Annotated in this window: 17 protein-coding genes and 1 pseudogene; 8 read left to right on the top strand and 10 right to left on the bottom strand. The window is 48.2% G+C overall.

From position 1 onward, the window contains the following. Positions 1-93 precede the first annotated feature (93 nt). Entirely contained in the window at positions 94-1,422 is a 1,329-nt protein-coding gene (locus JWG88_RS20060) for a DUF945 family protein (protein ID WP_205235586.1), read from the top strand. 138 nt (positions 1,423-1,560) lie between these two features. On the opposite strand, the gene JWG88_RS20065 is transcribed toward JWG88_RS20060, so the two are convergent. Both JWG88_RS20065 and JWG88_RS20070 read right to left on the bottom strand, forming a co-directional pair. Continuing rightward, on the bottom strand, positions 1,561-2,865 hold the full coding sequence (locus JWG88_RS20065; protein WP_205235587.1) for a (Fe-S)-binding protein: 1,305 nt from the start codon (positions 2,863-2,865) through the stop codon (positions 1,561-1,563). 13 nt (positions 2,866-2,878) lie between these two features. After that, the gene (locus JWG88_RS20070; protein WP_205235588.1) at positions 2,879-4,273 is read right to left on the bottom strand and encodes an FAD-binding oxidoreductase; all 1,395 of its coding nucleotides are present in this window, start codon (positions 4,271-4,273) and stop codon (positions 2,879-2,881) included. Between the two features lie 455 nt (positions 4,274-4,728). On the opposite strand from JWG88_RS20070, the gene trxB reads away from it, so the two are divergent. Then, positions 4,729-5,718 carry a thioredoxin-disulfide reductase gene (gene trxB / locus JWG88_RS20075; RefSeq protein ID WP_205235589.1) on the top strand — a complete coding sequence of 330 codons (990 nt, stop codon included), beginning with the start codon at positions 4,729-4,731 and terminating at the stop codon, positions 5,716-5,718. A 93-nt stretch (positions 5,719-5,811) separates the two neighbouring features. Here the strand turns inward: trxB and JWG88_RS20080 are convergent, their stop codons facing one another. From JWG88_RS20080 to JWG88_RS20095, 4 genes are read right to left on the bottom strand one after another with little or no spacing between them, the layout of a single operon-like run. After that, positions 5,812-6,360, bottom strand: coding sequence for an FmdE family protein (locus JWG88_RS20080; protein ID WP_205235590.1), 549 nt, complete (start codon positions 6,358-6,360; stop codon positions 5,812-5,814). A 30-nt stretch (positions 6,361-6,390) separates the two neighbouring features. Next, a complete protein-coding gene (locus tag JWG88_RS20085; RefSeq protein ID WP_205235591.1) occupies positions 6,391-6,984 on the bottom strand; it encodes a DUF2284 domain-containing protein in 594 nt (197 codons plus the stop codon). Between the two features lie 40 nt (positions 6,985-7,024). Continuing rightward, positions 7,025-7,642: an alpha/beta hydrolase gene (locus JWG88_RS20090; RefSeq protein WP_205235592.1), complete on the bottom strand. Its 618-nt coding sequence runs from the start codon at positions 7,640-7,642 to the stop codon at positions 7,025-7,027. 48 nt (positions 7,643-7,690) lie between these two features. Further along, complete coding sequence (locus JWG88_RS20095) at positions 7,691-8,632, bottom strand: hypothetical protein (RefSeq protein WP_205235593.1); 942 nt, start codon at positions 8,630-8,632, stop codon at positions 7,691-7,693. A 481-nt stretch (positions 8,633-9,113) separates the two neighbouring features. On the opposite strand from JWG88_RS20095, the gene JWG88_RS20100 reads away from it, so the two are divergent. After that, positions 9,114-9,266, top strand: coding sequence for a hypothetical protein (locus JWG88_RS20100; RefSeq protein WP_205235594.1), 153 nt, complete (start codon positions 9,114-9,116; stop codon positions 9,264-9,266). 705 nt (positions 9,267-9,971) lie between these two features. Then, positions 9,972-10,835 carry a protease HtpX gene (gene htpX / locus JWG88_RS20105; RefSeq protein WP_205235595.1) on the top strand — a complete coding sequence of 288 codons (864 nt, stop codon included), beginning with the start codon at positions 9,972-9,974 and terminating at the stop codon, positions 10,833-10,835. Between the two features lie 134 nt (positions 10,836-10,969). On the opposite strand, the gene JWG88_RS20110 is transcribed toward htpX, so the two are convergent. The 3 genes from JWG88_RS20110 to JWG88_RS20120 all read right to left on the bottom strand — a co-directional run bounded on the left by JWG88_RS20110 (position 10,970) and on the right by JWG88_RS20120 (position 14,974). Beyond that, positions 10,970-11,539, bottom strand: a complete 570-nt coding sequence (locus tag JWG88_RS20110; RefSeq protein WP_205235596.1) for an SGNH/GDSL hydrolase family protein — start codon at positions 11,537-11,539, stop codon at positions 10,970-10,972. A gap of 135 nt (positions 11,540-11,674) precedes the next feature. Further along, positions 11,675-13,045 (bottom strand): HD-GYP domain-containing protein, encoded by a 1,371-nt coding sequence (locus JWG88_RS20115; RefSeq protein WP_205235597.1) that lies wholly within the window; start codon positions 13,043-13,045, stop codon positions 11,675-11,677. Between the two features lie 12 nt (positions 13,046-13,057). Then, the gene (locus JWG88_RS20120; RefSeq protein ID WP_205235598.1) at positions 13,058-14,974 is read right to left on the bottom strand and encodes a hypothetical protein; all 1,917 of its coding nucleotides are present in this window, start codon (positions 14,972-14,974) and stop codon (positions 13,058-13,060) included. A gap of 574 nt (positions 14,975-15,548) precedes the next feature. Here JWG88_RS20120 and tsoC (JWG88_RS20125) point away from each other — a divergent pair. The 4 genes and pseudogenes from tsoC (JWG88_RS20125) (at position 15,549) to JWG88_RS20135 (ending at position 17,345) form a co-directional block, all read left to right on the top strand. Beyond that, positions 15,549-15,863, top strand: a complete 315-nt coding sequence (gene tsoC / locus JWG88_RS20125) for an NEPxGxxU motif selenoprotein TsoC (protein WP_332369972.1) — start codon at positions 15,549-15,551, stop codon at positions 15,861-15,863. Between the two features lie 7 nt (positions 15,864-15,870). Continuing rightward, a pseudogene (gene tsoC / locus JWG88_RS22090) lies at positions 15,871-16,139 on the top strand (NEPxGxxU motif selenoprotein TsoC). Between the two features lie 48 nt (positions 16,140-16,187). Next, on the top strand, positions 16,188-16,913 hold the full coding sequence (locus JWG88_RS20130) for a TVP38/TMEM64 family protein (protein ID WP_205235599.1): 726 nt from the start codon (positions 16,188-16,190) through the stop codon (positions 16,911-16,913). A 108-nt stretch (positions 16,914-17,021) separates the two neighbouring features. Then, positions 17,022-17,345, top strand: coding sequence for a YnfA family protein (locus tag JWG88_RS20135; RefSeq protein WP_205235600.1), 324 nt, complete (start codon positions 17,022-17,024; stop codon positions 17,343-17,345). A 40-nt stretch (positions 17,346-17,385) separates the two neighbouring features. Here the strand turns inward: JWG88_RS20135 and JWG88_RS20140 are convergent, their stop codons facing one another. After that, positions 17,386-18,447: an endonuclease/exonuclease/phosphatase family protein gene (locus tag JWG88_RS20140; protein WP_205235601.1), complete on the bottom strand. Its 1,062-nt coding sequence runs from the start codon at positions 18,445-18,447 to the stop codon at positions 17,386-17,388. Positions 18,448-18,493: the final 46 nt, after the last annotated feature.

Genomic DNA, 18,493 nt, shown 5'->3' on the forward strand with positions numbered 1-18,493 from the left:
AATGAAAAGCTGAGAATCAATATGTTCCTTGGTCGTTTGCAGCGAGGCGGGCTTTAATAATTATTGAAGAAACAACCACTGAAGGAGTACTGAATGAAAAAAATAGTTGCAGTTGTTTTGCTGATCCTGATTATTGCCGCGGGAGCACCCTTTATCAACGGGCTGCTGCTTGAGAAAACCATACGTAATGTCTTTGAAGAAGCTAATTCCATGTATACCGAGAGCGGATTCGACTACTCTCTGGAAATTATCGACTATGACAGAAATTTTCTAACATCGGACATTGAATGGAAGATCAATTTCGGCTCACTCAAGGCATTGTACGGCATCGAGGAAATGATCTTCACTGAGCACGCCAGACACGGCTATATTAAAGTCGTCTCCAACACAAGCTTTGAGAAAAACGAGTGGTTTCAGCGTTTCATCGAAAATAAGCTGCAGGGAGAAAATCCCTTCACCATCACCACCTCCTACACCCTTTTTGGTGATATTGAATCGGTGGTCCGCTCAGAACCATTTTCGATCACCGTGGAAGATGAAGTTGTTGATATACATGCGGGTGAATTTTCCATTGCCACCGACAGCGATTTAAAACATTTTACCTCCTCGGGAAACTGGCAGGGTTTAGACGCCGCGGGGCAGGTATCTGTGGGTGAGATTGGTGTTGATTCGGAGCTGGAGATGATTTCCACCTTTATCTGGGAGGGCTACTTGAACTTTTCCGCCCGTGACTTCGTAGTACAGGCTGCAGAGGAAGACTTCTCATATACCAGGATGGACGGAAAATATGTCCTTGATCATGACAGCGACGCGAACACCTTATCCGCACAGACACATGTCTCCATGGATGATCTCAAAGCAGGACAGCACAGGATTAAAAAGACTTCTGCCCAGTTTGCCGTAAATAACATGAACACTCAGGGGTATGAGGACTTCATGACGGCCTATACCGAAATATTGTCTGAAGTTCTGGAAAATCTTGCCGCTCTCAAGGACGATCCCGGCAAGGCCGGAGAGTTTGTGGAAGAACAGATGGGAACCATCGGTATCCAGCTCATCGCTGCCTACGAGAAATTACTGAAAAAAGACCTCGAGCTTAAGATATCGGACCTTCATGTCGTTCTCCCTCAGGGAGATGTCAAGGCGGATATTACCCTGCGGTTGCTCAGGGACATGACCCTGATGCAATTCGCCCCGGTCATCGGACAGCCGGATCTGGCCTTGGAAATTTTCTATCTGAATTCAGACATCAAACTGCCGATCGAACTTGTCGGCGAACCGCCGCTCCTGCTGTCCCCTTCCTACCCGGGAATGCAGACCGGTCTCTTTGTCAAAGAAGGCGATATTCTCCATCACAGTGCAGAGACACGGGATAACAAACTGTTCCTCAACGGCAAGGAGTTTGACCTGTCTCAACCTTGATCCGACTTGCCTGAAATAACCCGCCGTCGTTCCAGCCAAGAGCTGGATTCCGGAATGACGGCAGTAGTATTTTCCCAGCTTTTTTTCCAGGTTGCTCCAGAAAAGCCGGGGAATGAGGCGGACGGAAAACGGTACTTTTCAAATCGTCTTTGCCGCCCGTAATGAATCGGCAAGAATCTCGACCACGAAGCGGACATTCTCTTCCCGATCATGCTGTTTCAGGTTGTCGGCAATATGCATGACACAGGTCGGACAGGCGGTGGCGACCATATCGACGCCGGCATCACCTATGTCTTTGATCTTGTGATTATTGATCTTGATCGCGGTATCGTAATGGGTGATGCAGTAACTTCCTGCCGAACCGCAGCAGGTATCGGCGTTTTTCATCTCGGTAAACTCCACCCCCGGTATCATTTTCAAAATATCCCGAGGCTGATCACGAATCCCCTGACCACGAGCCATATGACAGGGATCATGATACGTAACCTTGTAGGGTATGCGACCGAGATGCTCGGGCCGTATCTCCACGTTCTTCACGATGAACTCATTTATATCGTAGACCTTTCCCGTAAACTCACTGAGCTCCGGACTATCGTCGAGGAACACCTTGATTTCCTTCTTCAGCGCCATGCCGCAGGATGAGCAGGAAACCACGATGGCATCGAGTTCATACTTGCGGAACAGAGCAAAATTATGTTCCATCAGTCGCTTGGCGCCTTCGTAGTCACCGTTGGCGAGCACGGGGGTACCATTGCATTTCTGTTTTTTTGGGATAACCACCTCATAGCCGTAGTCGGTCAGAATATCGACCACCGACCTGGCCACATTGGTATAGATCAGATTGCCGGCGCAGCCGGTAAAATAACCGACGCGCATCTTCGCTGTTCCGCTTTTCGGCGGATTGATCTCGGCCAGCTGCGACTGCGCGCTGCGAATTGCAAGCTGGGGAAAATTCCTTCTCTTGGAGAAGCCGAACAGCGGAAACAGGTGGCGTACCGGATTCTTCGGTCCGATGCCGAAAAGCATCTTCTGGGTAATGCCGACGATAGCGCAGCCCAAGGTAATCGGCCACTTACGCCAGAGCAGTTGGCGGAAGATGAGTGCCTTGAAAAAGTGCAGCCCTTTTTGCGTGGTAATATACCAGCGCAGCCGCAGAACCACATGCTCCGGGCTCACTCCGGCGGGACAGTTTGCCGAACAGGTCTTGCAGTTGAGGCACTGATTAATGGCATCCTCCACCCGGTCGGTTATCTCGAGATCGCCCGAGACAATCTTTTCCGCCAGTTTATTCTTGCCGCGGGCCACATAGAGTTCATTGCCCATTTCTTTAAAAACAGGGCAGACACTGCGGCACTTGCCGCACTGCATGCATTTCTGGAATTCCTTCGCCGCTTCAAGAAGGTGGGCCTCAGCTTCCCTGCCCACAGATGATTTCACATTCATTATATTTTTAACCTCACTTTGCCGAAGTGCCGGGCATATCGAACATTTTTCCAGGATTCAACAGGTTTTTGGGATCGAGTGTCTTTTTGATATCCTGCAGCAGGCCAATGCCGGCGGAGCCTATCTGATCCATCAGGTAGGGCTTTTTCTCAAGACCGATGCCATGCTCCCCTGAAATGGTGCCTTCCAGATCGATGGCCAGTTGAAAAAGCTCCTTGACCGCTTTTTCAGTTCGTTCCATTTCGTCCTTATCTTTCATATCCAAGAGAAAGGTCGGATGGAGGTTACCGTCGCCGGCATGCCCGAAAATACCGACTTTAACCTGATGCCGCCTGGCGATGTCGGTTATGCCGCGTACCATTTCGGGCAACCGGCTGCGCATTACCGTGGCATCCTCGAGAATGAGATTGGGCCTGACACCGGCCAGGGCATTGAGCGCCACCCGCCTTCCGGCAAATAGATCGTCTCTTTCGCCGCTGCTCTTTGCTATGGCAAACTCTTTGGCGTTATTAGTTTTGACGACCTCCTCAACCTTGATCATCTCTGCCTTGGCCGAATTGGTTTCACCATCGGTTTCGATCAAAAGAACGGCCTGGGCATCCCGGGGCAGGCCGCAATTCTTGAAATTCTGAATGGCGTTGATGGTTTCATGGTCCATGAATTCCATGGTCGAAGGGGTTACCCCGGCTGCAATAATATCAGCAACCGTCCTTGCGGCATCATCCAGGGTATCAAAGACCGCCAGCGCAGATTCGCGATGCTCGGGAATCGGCAGCAGCGCAAGCGTCACTTCGGTCATGATTCCCAGAAGACCCTCACTGCCGACAAAAATAGCCTCTGTGTTAAAACCGGCAACATGCTTGACGCACTTTGACCCCAGAGTAACAATATCTCCTTTGGGCAGAACCACCTTGAGCATCTTCACATAATCCTTGGTAACCCCATACTTCAGGCCGCGGAGGCCGCCGGCGTTTTCGGCAATGTTGCCGCCGATCGTAGAGAAGGTTACGCTACCTGGGTCCGGAGGATAAAAGAGATTGGCCTCCGCTGCTATAACATCAATATCCGAGGTGGTCATACCTGTCTGGATAGTAATCAATCGGTTTGCGGGATCAAAGTCAATGACCTTCTTCATTCTGTCCATGACCAGCACTATACCCTGCTGCAGAGGTACCGAACCGCCGGATAGGCCGCTGCCCTGGCCCCGTGGAGTGACCGGTATATCCTCTCTGTAGGCAAGCTTCATCAATCGGCTGATCTGCTCGGTGGTGGCGGCAAAAACAACGGCTTCCGGCTTGACCTCGACATGGGCGGCATCATAGCTATAGGCAATCATGTCTTCATTGGCGGTCAACACATTCTCTTTTCCAAAGGTGGCGACCAGCTCATCGATAATACTTTTATCCATTGGCTTCTACTCCGTGGTATAATAAAAAAATAACAAGTCGTAACTCCGCATGCTGATTATTGGTACTACCAATATTACAAGATCTATCTTTGATGTCAACATTCTAAGTATCATTTATCCTTTAGGGGTATTATATCGAGGCATTACCTCTTAAATTTCATAGAAAATGAAAATCGCTCTTTTCCCTTTTTCACGCATTAATTAAAATTGGTATTACCTAAAACTGCCTGAACCTCATTCTGCTGAGCTGCAGTTAATTTCTCCGGGATATTTCATCCCGGTTGATAAATCCCCCGGGTGTATTATTATTTGCACGATTTAAATAAACTATTCAACCATGTTGTATCCCTTAAGAACAAGGACAACATTTGCCTGGAGTTTTTTTCCAGTTTACGCAGGGCGGAGAGACTGTCACTTGAGTGAAGTGAACACCAACAAAAGGAAACAACAAGGGCATGAACACCCGTAATCAAGAGAAAACACACAGCAAGATCAAGCAACTCGAAGTTGCTGAAAAGATACGATGTCTGATCGTCGGTTCAGGACCGTCCGGATACACTGCGGCAATCTATGCGGCCAGGGCCCATCTCAGCCCTGTCATGTATCAGGGGCTTCAACCCGGTGGCCAGCTTACGACAACCAGAGACGTGGAAAATTTTCCGGGATACCCCGAAGGTATTACCGGAGAGCAGTTAATGAAAGATCTGCGAAAGCAGGCTGAACATTTCGGAACGGATGTGCGCTATGGCACTGTGACCGATGTCGATTTTTCAGGTGATGTCCATAAGATTCTGATTGACAATGAAAGACTAATCGAAGCAGAGACGGTGATCATTTCAACCGGCGCTACTGCAAAGTATCTCGGTCTGGAATCAGAGGACAGATTTAAGGCGGGCGGGGTATCGGCCTGCGCCACCTGCGATGGCTTCTTCTATAAAGGCCTTGATGTCGCCGTGGTGGGTGGCGGAGACACCGCAGCGGAAGAAGCACTCTATCTTTCCTCCCTCTGTCGCAAAGTGTATTTGATTGTCAGAAAAGACCACCTGCGCGCCTCTCCGGTCATGCAGGCCCGGGTGATGAAGAACAATAGAATAGAAGTGCTCTTTAAACGCAACACCAAGAAACTTCTTGGCGATACCGTTCTAAGAGAAGCGGTTCTTATAAAAAACATGGGCGAGGAGGGCGAGGAAGAGGAACGGATCTCTATCGATGGCTTTTTCCTTGGCATAGGCCATACACCGAATTCATATCCTTTCAGCAAATACGTGAAAACCAATACCGGTGGTTATATCATCACGCTCGGCAGAAGCACCAGGACAAATATTCCCGGAGTGTTTGCCTGTGGTGATGTTCAGGACTTCACCTATCGCCAGGCCATCACTGCAGCCGGAACCGGCTGCATGGCTGCTATGGATGCAGAGAAGTACCTGGGAGAAAAGGAGTAGGACTCCGGAGGTATTTAGTGCCCTACCTCCGAAAGACCGCCTTAAAAAACGAAATAATTTCGATCTATGAATTGGCTCCTCTCGCCAAACCACTTACATCTTCTGTTCCACTTCTTCAAAACAGGGAATACAGAGCGTTCTCCCGTCGAAGCGGCGTGTTCTTGATTCCATGGTTTCTTCCCCACAGGAACTGCAGGGGATCGAGGTTAGAATACGGGCTCGACGGGGCGGCCGCTCCTCCAGACGAGTGAGGTGAAACAGGGCAGAAAGCGGCTTTTCCATCAGGATCCGAATCATTTCCGAGCGATCCGCAGCCTGTCCCCCCTCTCCTTCCTTGGCGTCGGGCCGCAGCACCAACCGGATGGTTTTGCCGCTGTTGCGATCAAAAAAGGAGAATGCCGCTTTTCCATAATCCAGGTGGACGAGATTACCTTTTCCAAAAGTGCATTGGGTCAGATATTGTATACCGTCGACAGCGCACATATCGGTTTCGGTAATGCAGACAAGATCTTCGTCATTTGATTTCTCAAACTCCTGCAGAGCATATTCAGCGGCGCGGATGCCTATGGAAAGCCCGGGGCAGTTATGTCCGTGAAAATGAATAACCTCTTCGATTAATTCTTTTGAAAATTGACATGTCATAGTTTCTTCCTTTTTTTCTTACGATGCCTGTCACCTGCTTATCAGTACAAGTCCGGCAACCCAGCTTACTTCTTCAGAACCGTCTTCCTCACTCAGGGGCTTGCAGGCTTCCCATCCTGCCGCCTTCATCATCATACCGACATTAATGCCAAATCCCGACATGGAGGGGCGGGCATGGAGAGGATTCCGGCAAATCCCTTTTTCGGAGAGACGCAGACATTCACCATGATCACGGCAGAAGATGTGCTTGCAGGAACCTCCGGCAAAACTTCTCGACCCGGGATAGTTAAGGCTGATCGCAGTCAACTCAACACTTGCAACAACTTCATGGAGCATCTTCATAACCCCGTATCGCTCTTCTGAACGAAGAATCGAGACAGGGACATCTATCCTGATGGCAAGTGCAGACTCAGCCAGATCACGCCACCTTCTCAAGGCTTCGGGACCTTCAACATGGGGAGGACAACTGGCAGAATGTCCATAGTTGCGGCACTGCGGAGTGCTGCACATGCTCGCCAGCTTATCATCGATGACCAGCTCTTTGAGTCCGAAAAAACAGGCATCCGATGCGCCCCCTGCCGTAGCTATCTTAATTAGTTTCTGCAGATGATTCTTCATTTCCATTATTCCTCCCTTGTTGCTGCTGTGGGAACGGTGGATCACACTAGGCAGGATGCCGGATATATGTCCGAAGAGCCGCTTCCAGCGAAACCATTTTCGCACTGAAAAAATGATCACCACCATCAATAACCAGCAGTTGCGCTGCTGAATTCCATGCAGTGATGCTCTCCTTGATCTGCTCAGGCGGCCCGATATCATCGTCCTCGGCGGCGATCACCGCCTTCAATTTGGGTATGCATGAAACGGTGCCGTAATCCATAAGGGCGACCGGTGGAGCTATATGAACCTGCGCTACAACCTCCTCCGGCACATCTCCCATTCCGCCAAGAACCAAGGCGCCAAAAGAATATCCAACCAATTCGATTGAATGGATGCCGGCTCCCAATAGATGTCCTATTGCCCCCGAAACGTCGTCTCTTTCACCGCGACCATTATCAAATGTTCCTTCGCTGCCGCCGACACCTCGGAAATTAAAGCGGAGGGTTGAAAATCCTTCTTCACCATAGACCCGGGTGATGGTTTCAACAACCGGATTATGCATGTTACCACCATACAGGGAATGCGGATGAGTAATGACAACACCTTTGTCACCTGGAATCCTGCTAAGCAAACCTTGCAGGGCAATCTTACCCGCACGAAATGTAACCGCTGTTTCCTTCATTCGGTTCTCCTTTCATGACCTACATAGTCAGCAGCACACTTGTCGATGCTACTTTTCACCCTGCAGCAGTTCAGGATCGTCACACTCCACATCGACTGAACAGGCTTCATCCTGCGGAGGAAGATAGTCAAAAGAAGAGGATTGCGAAAAATCGCTGCTTTCATTCACCGCCTGCTCTTCCTGCGGGACACGGCAATGCTCATCCAGATATTCCCGGATTGGAGCGCTGCCGTTTATTATCTGAAACCCTGAATCGTTTAAAACAAGCAACACAGGAATCTGGTTCAGCCCCAGCGACTGCAGCACGGCGCGATTGACGGCAGGATCATAGTTTCCAGGTCTTTCGACATCATCGAGAGCGAATTCATCGATTTCGTCGATAGGGTTGAAGCGGATTGTACATGTGTCATCTTGAAGCGATGATATAACCTCTTCACAATAATTACAGGTGGAGGAAAAGAAGAGATAATGCTTTTCTGTTTCGGATCCCTCCAGCACGGCAAATGTTCCGGAATCCAGTCTCTCTAGAGATAGGGAGCTTCCTGAAAACTGGAGAACTGTAAAACTGAGGAAAATTGCAGCAAAAATGGCTGTTCCGCTGATAAACTGACGTGCTCCCGCCAGAACGTTGAGTAAAACGACAAGAGCTAAAATAATGAGACAGTAGGAACAAAATGTCTGGGCGACAACATGCTGAAAGGACAGCAGAACCCCCTCTGCCGCCAGAGCTGCAAGCAGGACGATGTTGACGAACCGCAGGTCTTTCCGATTTTTCCCTGCATACCATATTCCCCAGAAGATGGTCTGAAAAAACAGAAAGCCGCCGACACTGAACAGGATCGGCGGAACTGTGGTAAGACTGTCGACGACCTCACAGCCGTCATTTAAACAGATTCCATCTTTCTCATTACCAAGAAGGACAATCTGTACCAGAGTGATGATACTGCCAAGCAAGGCGATAATGCGGCTTGCTTTCATTGAAAATGTCATTTGCTGCATCGATATTCTAAGGACCGAAATGTATAAATAAAAAAAAAATCAGCACACTCATTCCAAGCTGTCCGGCAAGATGCCATAGAGCTGAAACGCCTACCTTCATGCTGTTTCCAAAGTTGCACTATATTTTATCTTTTCTCCATTTACAACAGCCTCTCGACAACAACAAGGTATTTTGCCGGAGAGGCTCATTAGGGGAAACAAGCACAGCAGCAACAAGGAAAATAATTTTCACATGATATTAATTCCTACTTTCAATAAAGGAACAAATATGCTACTCTGTAGGAAGGAATCGTGTTACATTGTACTAACCTTTGACAAGGAGGCTTGCTCAATCGAAGTGGCCCAGGTTGCGGGGGGATACAGGGTTAAACATGTTTCAGACACATGATCGAATACAGAATTGGTGATTCGTGTATTCAGACGGAAGTTGTCGAGATGGTTTGAATAATTCACCCAACACAAGGAGAAGACCATGAGAGGCAACCAAGAGGCATATGTACTGGTGAAAGTCAAGGACGGTCGAAAATTTGTTTGTGCAATAAATAAGCTGAAGCCCACCAGGAAAGATAACCAGTCACAGAGCAGCGCGACGATAGACCTTGAAAGAGATGTTATCTGGCAATAAGATGATGCGGTACATGGATCGTACGATCCGTTCATAACGTAAGTTGTTGTCACAACGCTCATTCTTCATCACCACGCACATTAGTTAGTGGTGTACGATATCAACCTGAGGAGGAGATGCTCTTTTACGCATCTCCTCTCTTCTTTTCCGATCAGATCAATCCGCTGCACACCAACAAGTCCCCCCTAAAGACAATCAGTGCATCATGGTTTCCGATGCTCTACGCTCCTCTCATATGTCCGGTAATGACGATGGCCGAAACTTCAAAAAGCCAGAGAAAATTGAGGCCGGCGATGGATTAGACACTGACGAGTGATCCATCAGCATCCCCAGCAGCCAGGGCGAGGGCTGCGGTCGAGAAGATCATACAGGCAGTGTAGACTGAGCGGATTGCACCGAGGTAGCGGGTGCCGGTGACTAACAATCGAATAAGACCGGATGAACTCGTAAAAAGCTTGCTCTCCCGGAGCCCATCTCGGCAACTTCGATGAATTTTTACGATCTGCAAAATTCGCCGCTGCATACCACCGGATACTTTTCCTCTTTGCAAGCCGGCGATGTCGATGCTCCTTGACTAATCGTCTGTTAATTGAAATATTATTGTATATTTTGCGCATCGTATGAAATCGAGAAGGCATAAAAAAAGCGATACTTGAGCGGCTTTACAGTTCAAAGGGAAAAATAATTACAATCGGAGGTTTTTAAGTGTTACGTATTGTTTTGTTTTTGGGAACCAATCTGGCAATACTCGTACTATTGGGTATTGTCATGAGTATTCTCGGAGTTGATTCACGCTCAACTTCCGGACTACTGGTAATGGCGGCGATATTTGGGATGGGAGGTTCATTCATCTCCCTGGCCATGTCAAAATGGATAGCAAAGAAATCCACCAGGGCCCGTGTAATCGAACAACCGGCCAACCAAACCGAGCAGTGGCTGGTGGGTACTGTTCGCAGGATGGCGGAGAAGGCGGAAATCGGCATGCCCGAGGTGGCAATTTATAATTCCCCTGATATGAACGCCTTTGCCACAGGTATGAAAAAAGACAGCGCCTTGGTAGCTGTTTCCACCGGGTTGCTGCAAAACATGTCCAAGGATGAAGCCGAAGCCGTTATTGCCCATGAAATCACGCACGTGGCCTGCGGCGACATGGTGACGATGTCCCTGATTCAGGGGGTACTGAACACCTTTGTCATCTTCCTCTCCCGCCTGGCGGCCAGTGTCATCGACAATTTTTTAAGCGGCGATGAAGAAGGCGGTGGTTTAGGCTTTATGGGATATATAGCGGTCACTATTTTCCTTGATATGGTTCTGGGTCTCTTTGCTTCCTTAATTGTCATGTGGTTTTCAAGAAAGCGGGAATTTACTGCCGACAGAGGCGCCGCCTACTTAACCAGTAAAGAAAAAATGGCCAGTGCCCTCAGGCGACTGCAGGCTCATCATGAGCCTTCACATCTGCCAGACCAGGTGGCGGCTTTTGGCATCAGACCGAAAAAAGGCGGCATGGCGGGATTTTTCAGAAGCCATCCTCCCATAGAGGACCGAATCGCGGCCCTTGAGAAGCTGTAGCAACCTATTATCTGCAGTTTTATCCGTTGTGTTCCCCTGTGGTGGCAACCCCGGGGGAATACACCAGCCTCGCCCCTAGAAATAATTTTTCCCTCAAGTTTTCACTATGAATGTTCCGATCTATTACTCGGGGGTTAATTTTCTTCCACTAAAAAGGCAACATATTCAAGTATGGATCGCGCCCATCTATCATAAGTTTTAGGCGTGAGCATGATTCCGTCTTTCTCAAAAATATCGGCATCTTGTTCCGCTAGACCGGCAAAATTGCCTAGATAGCAGCAACCGGTTTGCCTGGTCATCTTGTTGATATCGGCATTAAGATGATAGATGGCTCTATCCACCAGAAAGGATATTCTGATATTGGGCAGACTGTTAACTATTATTTCAGCGTCAGGATAAGTGTTACTGAGCCGTATGACGATTCTGCGAATCTGGTCGACAAAGGTGTAATCCTCAGCAATGACATTGTTGATACCTGTCATGATGAGAATGATGTCGGGTGTGGCCACACGTTCTTCAATTTGCTGCAGTCTTTTCAGTAACCCCTGTACCTCTTCCCGGGGAACACCATAGCTGTGGACCTGAAAGAAAGGCATCCGCTTTTGCCAGTCGAAGTCGACTATGAAATTGTCTCCCAAAAAGAGGAAAGTACCTTGGGCCCGATGACGAGTAGTCTCTTTACAGGACCTGCCTAACATTTCCACAAATTCCCCCCTATCTTATTAATCACAAGGAACTTAATTCTTTTCACCGCTCTGCGGGACTGTTTATCATAACGGGCATATCGGGCATTCTGAAAGTCGGAGTTTATGCCCGTACGGGTGCCTATCGTGATGCCATCACTCTTGATCAAGAAGGATTTCTTCGACATGAAGGTGCCTGTTTTTTTCAGCCGAAAGCTTCAGCACATACTGGTCTTCCGCCATTATTACGCTCCCGTTCTTATCATGGGTGATGTTTACCTCCGATCTTTCCACCGTCTGTCCTGTCGATATCACAATACCAGATGTTCCATCCGATATCCGGACCTTGTTGCCCGGTGGATAGAGGCCGATTGCATTAATAAAAGACGCCAGAAGAGAGGGATGGAACCCACCCTTGTCAGTCAACATAATACTGTAGGCCATATGCGGGGAGAGGATCGGCTTGTAAGGCCGCACTGCCGTCAGAGCCTCGAAGGCATCGCATATCTGGATCAACGACGTGAGCGGGTGCCGGACGGCCCATTCAGGCTGTTCCGGATAGCCGGACCCATCATTTCTGATATGATGTCCCCATGCAGCTGCTATATCGAGAGGCGTAGTGTTTTTCTGGCCAAGGAGAATCTCGGCCCCTATTTGCGAATGATGCATTATGGCATCATACTCTTCCTTACTGAGCTTACCCGGTTTATAGAGTATTTCTTCTGCTATGCGGCTTTTACCAATGTCATGAAGCAGTGCCGCAGTTCCTATGGCGAGCAAGACCTCCTCTTCCCATTTAAAAGAGTGGGCCAAAAATACGGCAAGGGCCGCTACACGAACCGAGTGGCCGACGGTATAGCCGTCATAGTCGGGGTAATACACGTGCTGCATTAGATCCGAGAACTGTGCCCGGGTGAAATGAAGCATATATTCGCTGACCGAACGAGTATTGTCGATGTCGATATCATTGCCGCCGGCAACATCTCCGTGAGCTTGCGCCACGGCATCGAAGAGCGCCTGGTAGATAAGAGTGGGAGAGTGAATAAAATCACCGTTGTCCTGACCCTGCCAGGCCTGCTGATCGCGGCCCAAAGTCCCTGACGGTCCTGTGTAGTGCCCCGCTATCTCAATGTTGTGGATATTTTTGGCGGCAAGCAGCTGACGAGATAGCTTAAGGCTATCCGTGGACTGTTTTAGATCGGTTGTTAAATCAAGCAGAGCGCTAAATTCCGCGACCGTAGTTTTGTCGGTAAAGGAAAAGCCTCCACAATGAAGTTTTTCCGCAAAAAGAATCAGCTGCCGGCCTACGATGCTGGGGCCGACGAGATTTTTTCCCTCAAAGACCAGATTTTTTTCAATTATACCGATAAACAGTTTTTCAATGCGGGCTTCCCGGCAAAAACCAATCAGCTTTTCGATAAAATCATTTGAGAGTGCTTTAACTTTGGGATGGTCTGTGAAATAGAGCCTTCTCGTGGAAATGGTTCTGCAGAGAAGAATCAGCAGATTATTTAGATTATCATACATGATAGACAGTTTTCAACGACTCCGGGTTGCCTTCAGGGCATTCTGGGCTGCCGTTCGGCACGCACCTGGCCATTCCGGGATAAAGAGTAGCTTCTTGCCACCTGATATCTGCCTGAGTACTTTAACGGTTTTTTCGTCGGGAAGCCGGGCCATTGCTTCAATGGTGTCAATAACCCAGTTCTCATTTCTTCTACTCTGGAGAAGAAGAGGCAAAGAGGCTGCGATTATCGCTCCAGCTGTTTTACTCAGTGGACCTGTTAGCCTTTTCTGCGCCGCCTGACGCAGGTAAGAGTAAAGAAAGATTTTGTCCTGCTGCCGGGAAAGATCGAGAAGCGGAGCTACTGCTTTAATCAGCCAGTCTCTGGGATTACGGCGCAACCCGCTGAGGACACGCTCCCCCACATAGCGTTCAATTTCCGTTTTGAGAAGGAAGGCGAACAAAGGATAGCAGGCGGGACTTACCGCATTAAATATATCCGAGGCTATATTTTTCTCCTGAAAGGCCTCGAGGGAACGAAGCCGGGGCAGGCCCGCCGTCATCTCATCGTTTGTCAGGCGTGCAGCACGAAGGCACAGCGTGTGATAACTCAACGTATCTTTACTGCTTCCTTCCACCAGGATTTCGTTGACCAAGTACGGCCAAAGAAAGATACTGTCTTTATTATCGCAAACCTTCAAGGTTTGCTGAAAGAGGTGAAGGGTATTGCCGTAAGCTGAGCGGCGGAGGGGTTCGGTTAGAAGACGGATGGTGGAAGCGAGCCTGGCATGGTTTCCTGTCCCGGCAACGGATCGGAGCCCATTACTGAGGATTTCCCAAATTTTGTCTGAAAGTGTCGCTGAGAGTATTTCCCTGAAAAGCTGTTGCATCCTGATTTGGTTGGGGAGCGTTTGGTCAAAGGAAGCAAGCTGCATTAGTATCGACAGTGTCTCATTCGTCTGCCGGGATTCCGGGATCTTGGCTAGGATTTTGGGATCGAGCCTCTGTCCTGTGGTAAATTCCTGAACCTGAGCGACGCTGATGACTGGCTTGTCGGGGAATTGTTTACGGATAATTTTTTCATCAACAGCAGCGACATCAGTTGTTTCAGCAAGTGGCTTCTTTATAATGGAAACCAGCATGTTGATCGCTTCTCGAGACTTTTCATCGTGAGTTTCCAGTTCCAGCTTTTTCAATATCGCCGCAAGAGCATTAATATTGGCATGCGATTTTGAGGTTATCAGTTCTCTCGTATCCCCGCTGTCTTTCCCTTTTACTGTGCGAATCAGAAGATTGGCAACATCATCCCAGGATGCACTGGGAAGTTCCCCTGTATCGATGCCGCTTGCGGTCAATTGTTGTGGAAGGGTATCAAGCAGAGTTCTGCATTGTTCTATTTGCGTTTGACTCAGTCCATACTTTAAAAGAGATTCGACAAATGAATTGAGATTCTCAGCCGAGTCAGGATCATCTTCTCCAGATAAAGATCGCCCCGTCCGGGCAAGAAATACTTTTTGCTCTATCTCGATCGAGTGAGGCAGATCTGTAATTTCGACCGGCGTAAATTGTTTTGCTCTGAGAATCTTTGCCTTGTAGGCAGAGATCAACCTCACGAACTTATGGATCTCTTCCATGGAGGCGTACCGGCTGATCGAAACAGCAGATATTCCGAGAGGAGAAAACAGCGCATTGAAGTCTTTCACAAAGAGTTCATCCCCGTTCAACTCAACACCTTCAAATATGATGGTGTTGTGATAAATGCAGAGCGTCACCGAAGGATTTTCTCCTGCCAGCTGATTGAGCAATTCCATGAAACGTATGGTTGCTTTGTCGAGGATGACGTGACCAGTGGGGTAATAGATAGCAATTTTAAAAATCCTCTGCAGTGAATGCAAGAATTCATTGAGAGTGACCAGGCTTGTGCCTGAATCAGATGGAGGAGGTCTTGTCATCTTAGTTGTTAACAAACAGGCTAGGGTCAGGCCATAAACTCTTTCTTAACTTACTCAAGTCCTAACAACCTATCCTATTTTTGCCGACTTTCCTATAATATTTTTACCCCTACAGACATATTCACAAAAACATAATTATAACAAATTGTTAATTGATTCCAGCCGAATCATATTAAGCTCTGATTTTAACCAAGGTGATAACAGACCCGAGGGGTCATTCGCCGGCCAGCTCTCATCGTGGGCCTGGAAGGAAAAATAGCTGTTTTTTGCTGGTGGTTGCACTTTATTAGGGACCTGATCCGACCAAACGATAGCCAAGTTCTGCAACAAGATGATGCTGCTTGACATAGGTTTACTATAGCCTTTTCAAGATCATACCGAGCCCTTCCGTAAGAATTTCAATCTGCTCAAGAGTGAGGTCACGTGAAATTTCATTAGTGAATTGTTGATGCAATTTATGGTGTTCCTCATACAACTTTTTCCTTCCCCTGCAGGGTCTGCTCCGAGTAGGGCTGCCAGGATACCCCCGGTGATATCGATTCACCCGATTATTAAAACCACTTAGGAGTCAATCATGCTCAAAATCCATTTTTTCCTGAATGAGCCAAATGGAAGGCCGTGAAAGCATTTCAAACAGATTATGCCCAGGCTGGGCGAAAAATATCCGGTTGAAATTGAAGTAACCACAAAACCAAACTCCGAATATGAAACAGACGAGTACTTCGAACTCGATTTGCCGGTGGCGCCGGCAGTCATGGTCGGCGAAGAGATTGTCGTGGAAGGAACAGATGTGTCGGACCACGAGTTGGAAGTATGTATCTGTCGTCAACTTGGTCTGCCGGAGCCTCAGAAAAAAGGCCTTCTGAGCCGCATTTTAAAAAATTCTTAAGGTGCAAATGAAAAAACTGCGCGTATTTCTCAATATACCAAAAGGCAAGACCTGAGAAAGTTACATGAGCATGCTTCCCTGGTTGGGAGAGAAATACAAGTTAGAGATCGAAACGATTTGTAAAACCAGAGATACATACCGGTCGGCGGAATATCAGGCAAGCGGCCTGATATTCCGCCGACCGGTCCGGCTCTGATGTTGGCCGATGAAGTCGTCCAGGGTAAACCCATAAGCGAGACAGCTTTGGAAGAGGCAATCCGCCGCCACTTGGCATAATGATCACGACGATCACGCGAACATAAAGCTGTGCAGAAGGCGTTCATTATGCAAATAGATCAACAAGATTTATTGAACCACCACAACAACAAAAGGCGTAGCGCGTTATTGAAGATGGCTGTCCTGCTCATATTCATGGGGGCAGCCATCTATCTGGTCCGTTTTTCTCCAGTTAGTCAATACCTCACTTCACAACAGCTTGGACTGTTTCTGGAATCGGCCGGTTTCTGGGCGCCGTTAATGTTTATTGTTATATATATGGTAGGAGTTTGTCTTTTTCTTCCGGGCACTCTTTTGACAGCTATAGGAGCAGCCATCTTCTGCTCATACTGGGGCTTTCTCTACGTCTGGACAGGGGCGATCATTGGTGCAAGCCTTGCCTTTATGATAGGACGATATCTGGGTCGGGACTTTGCCGAGTCGATCATCGGCGATAAATTGAAACAGTTTGACGACACCATCGAGCGCAACGGGTTTGCCACAGTCCTTTATCTTCGACTGATGTATTTCCCGTTTACTCCCATGAATTTTGGTATGGGACTGACCAAGGTACGATTCTGGGACTATTTCTTCGGAACGGCGCTGGGTATTCTGGTCGGCACCTTTATTTTCACCTTTTTTGTGGGAACAATCAAAGATGTCTGGGCAAGCGGTCAATGGCAGGAACTTTTAAGCTGGAAAGTCTTTTCGGCCCTCTCTCTTTTTGTTTTTTCATTTTTCATACCCAAGTTTCTAAAAATGATGAAGATAGAGCGGGAAAAGAGGCTTAAGTAATCAGAATCTTTTTCACAATTAATTATCCTCAACAACTTCTTTTTGAAGAATTTTTCTGAATACATTGTTCGCCATCATCTCCCAAAAACGAATCAAAGATACCAATCGATGCTGAAGACTATATTATTGTTTATCGCCACAGCCCTAACCGAAATAATAGGCTGCTTCCTGCCCTATGTCTGGTTGCGCAAAGAAGGGTCTATCTGGCTTCTATTGCCGGCCGCAGCCAGTCTTATTCTGTTTGTCTGGCTGCTGAGCCTGCATCCCGCCGCCAGCGGCAGGGTATATGCCGCCTATGGCGGAATATATGTGGCAACAGCTCTTGTCTGGTTGCGGGTGGTGGATGGCGTGAAGTTGTCTGCTTTTGATTGGATCGGAGCAGGTATAGCACTGCTCGGTATGGCAATCATCGTCGTCGGGTGGAGGTCTTAGGGACATAAGAGAAACTTTTTCCGAACAAGAATATCCGCATTTACTCAAGCGGCTTTTTGCGTATATCGTCGGCCTCTTCTTTCTCTCCGGGACTCGGTGCGGCAGGCTCTTCCGGGGAAGAATCTTTTACTGCTTCCAGACTCAGTGCGGCATAAAAGGGAAAATGATCGGAACCGATTGCCGGCAGCCTCCGCATATCGATGTATTTGAAATGCGAAGAATGAAAGATATGGTCTAAGGGGAAGCGAATAAAAAAGTATTTGGCATTGAATGTGTTGTACATACCTCTCCCGATCCTGGGATCGAGCATGCTGCTGATTTTTTGAAAAAGATTGGTTGTATGGGACCACGCCACATCGTTGAGGTCGCCGAGAACCAGAACCGGCTGATTTAATTTTTTGGAGCGTTCGGCTGTAATTATCAGCTCGGCGTCTCTGGCGGTGGAGTCTTTGTTCGGTCCGGGCGGTCGAGGATGCAGTCCGATTAAACGAAATACCTGACCACCGGGTAGTCGAATATCACTGTGGATAGAAGGAACCCCGGGTTCGACCAGAAATTCCACCGCAGGACTAAGCAGCGGAAACTTTGAATGAAGAATCATGCCATAGGTATTATCTAGTGGGTATTTAAGATGGTAAGGGTAGGAACTGTCCAATACCTGGAGTTGCTCCGACCACCATTGATCTGCCTCCGTGGTCAGGATGATATCGGGGTTGATGTCATTCAATATTGTCAGGTATTTTTGAGCCATTCGATTATGCATCAGCACATTGGCCGTGACGATCCGGATAACGGCGCCATTTCCTTCTTTGCCTGCATGCTTCACCTGCTTGGCAGCCAACTGCGTGTATGGAAATATTCTATATCCCTGGTAGCCGATAGCTGCAATCAGGGCAGCAAATATGACCACATGTAGTCCGCTTATCCCCGGCCTCCACAGCAACTGCAGAACAACTAAGACTCCACCTAGTGTCAAAAGCTGAAGTCGAGGGAAATCAAACCAGCGAATCCACCATTCATCCGACCGGATAATTGGCAGCAGTGTAGATACGACCAGGAACAATACAGCAGCATACCATGCTATTCCTAACAGTTTTTCCATGGCTCTGTCCTCTGACTAGAAAAATCATTTCTCATCGACCACAATG

The sequence above is a fragment of the Desulfopila inferna genome, assembly GCF_016919005.1.
In the GTDB taxonomy this organism is placed as follows: domain Bacteria; phylum Desulfobacterota; class Desulfobulbia; order Desulfobulbales; family Desulfocapsaceae; genus Desulfopila_A; species Desulfopila_A inferna.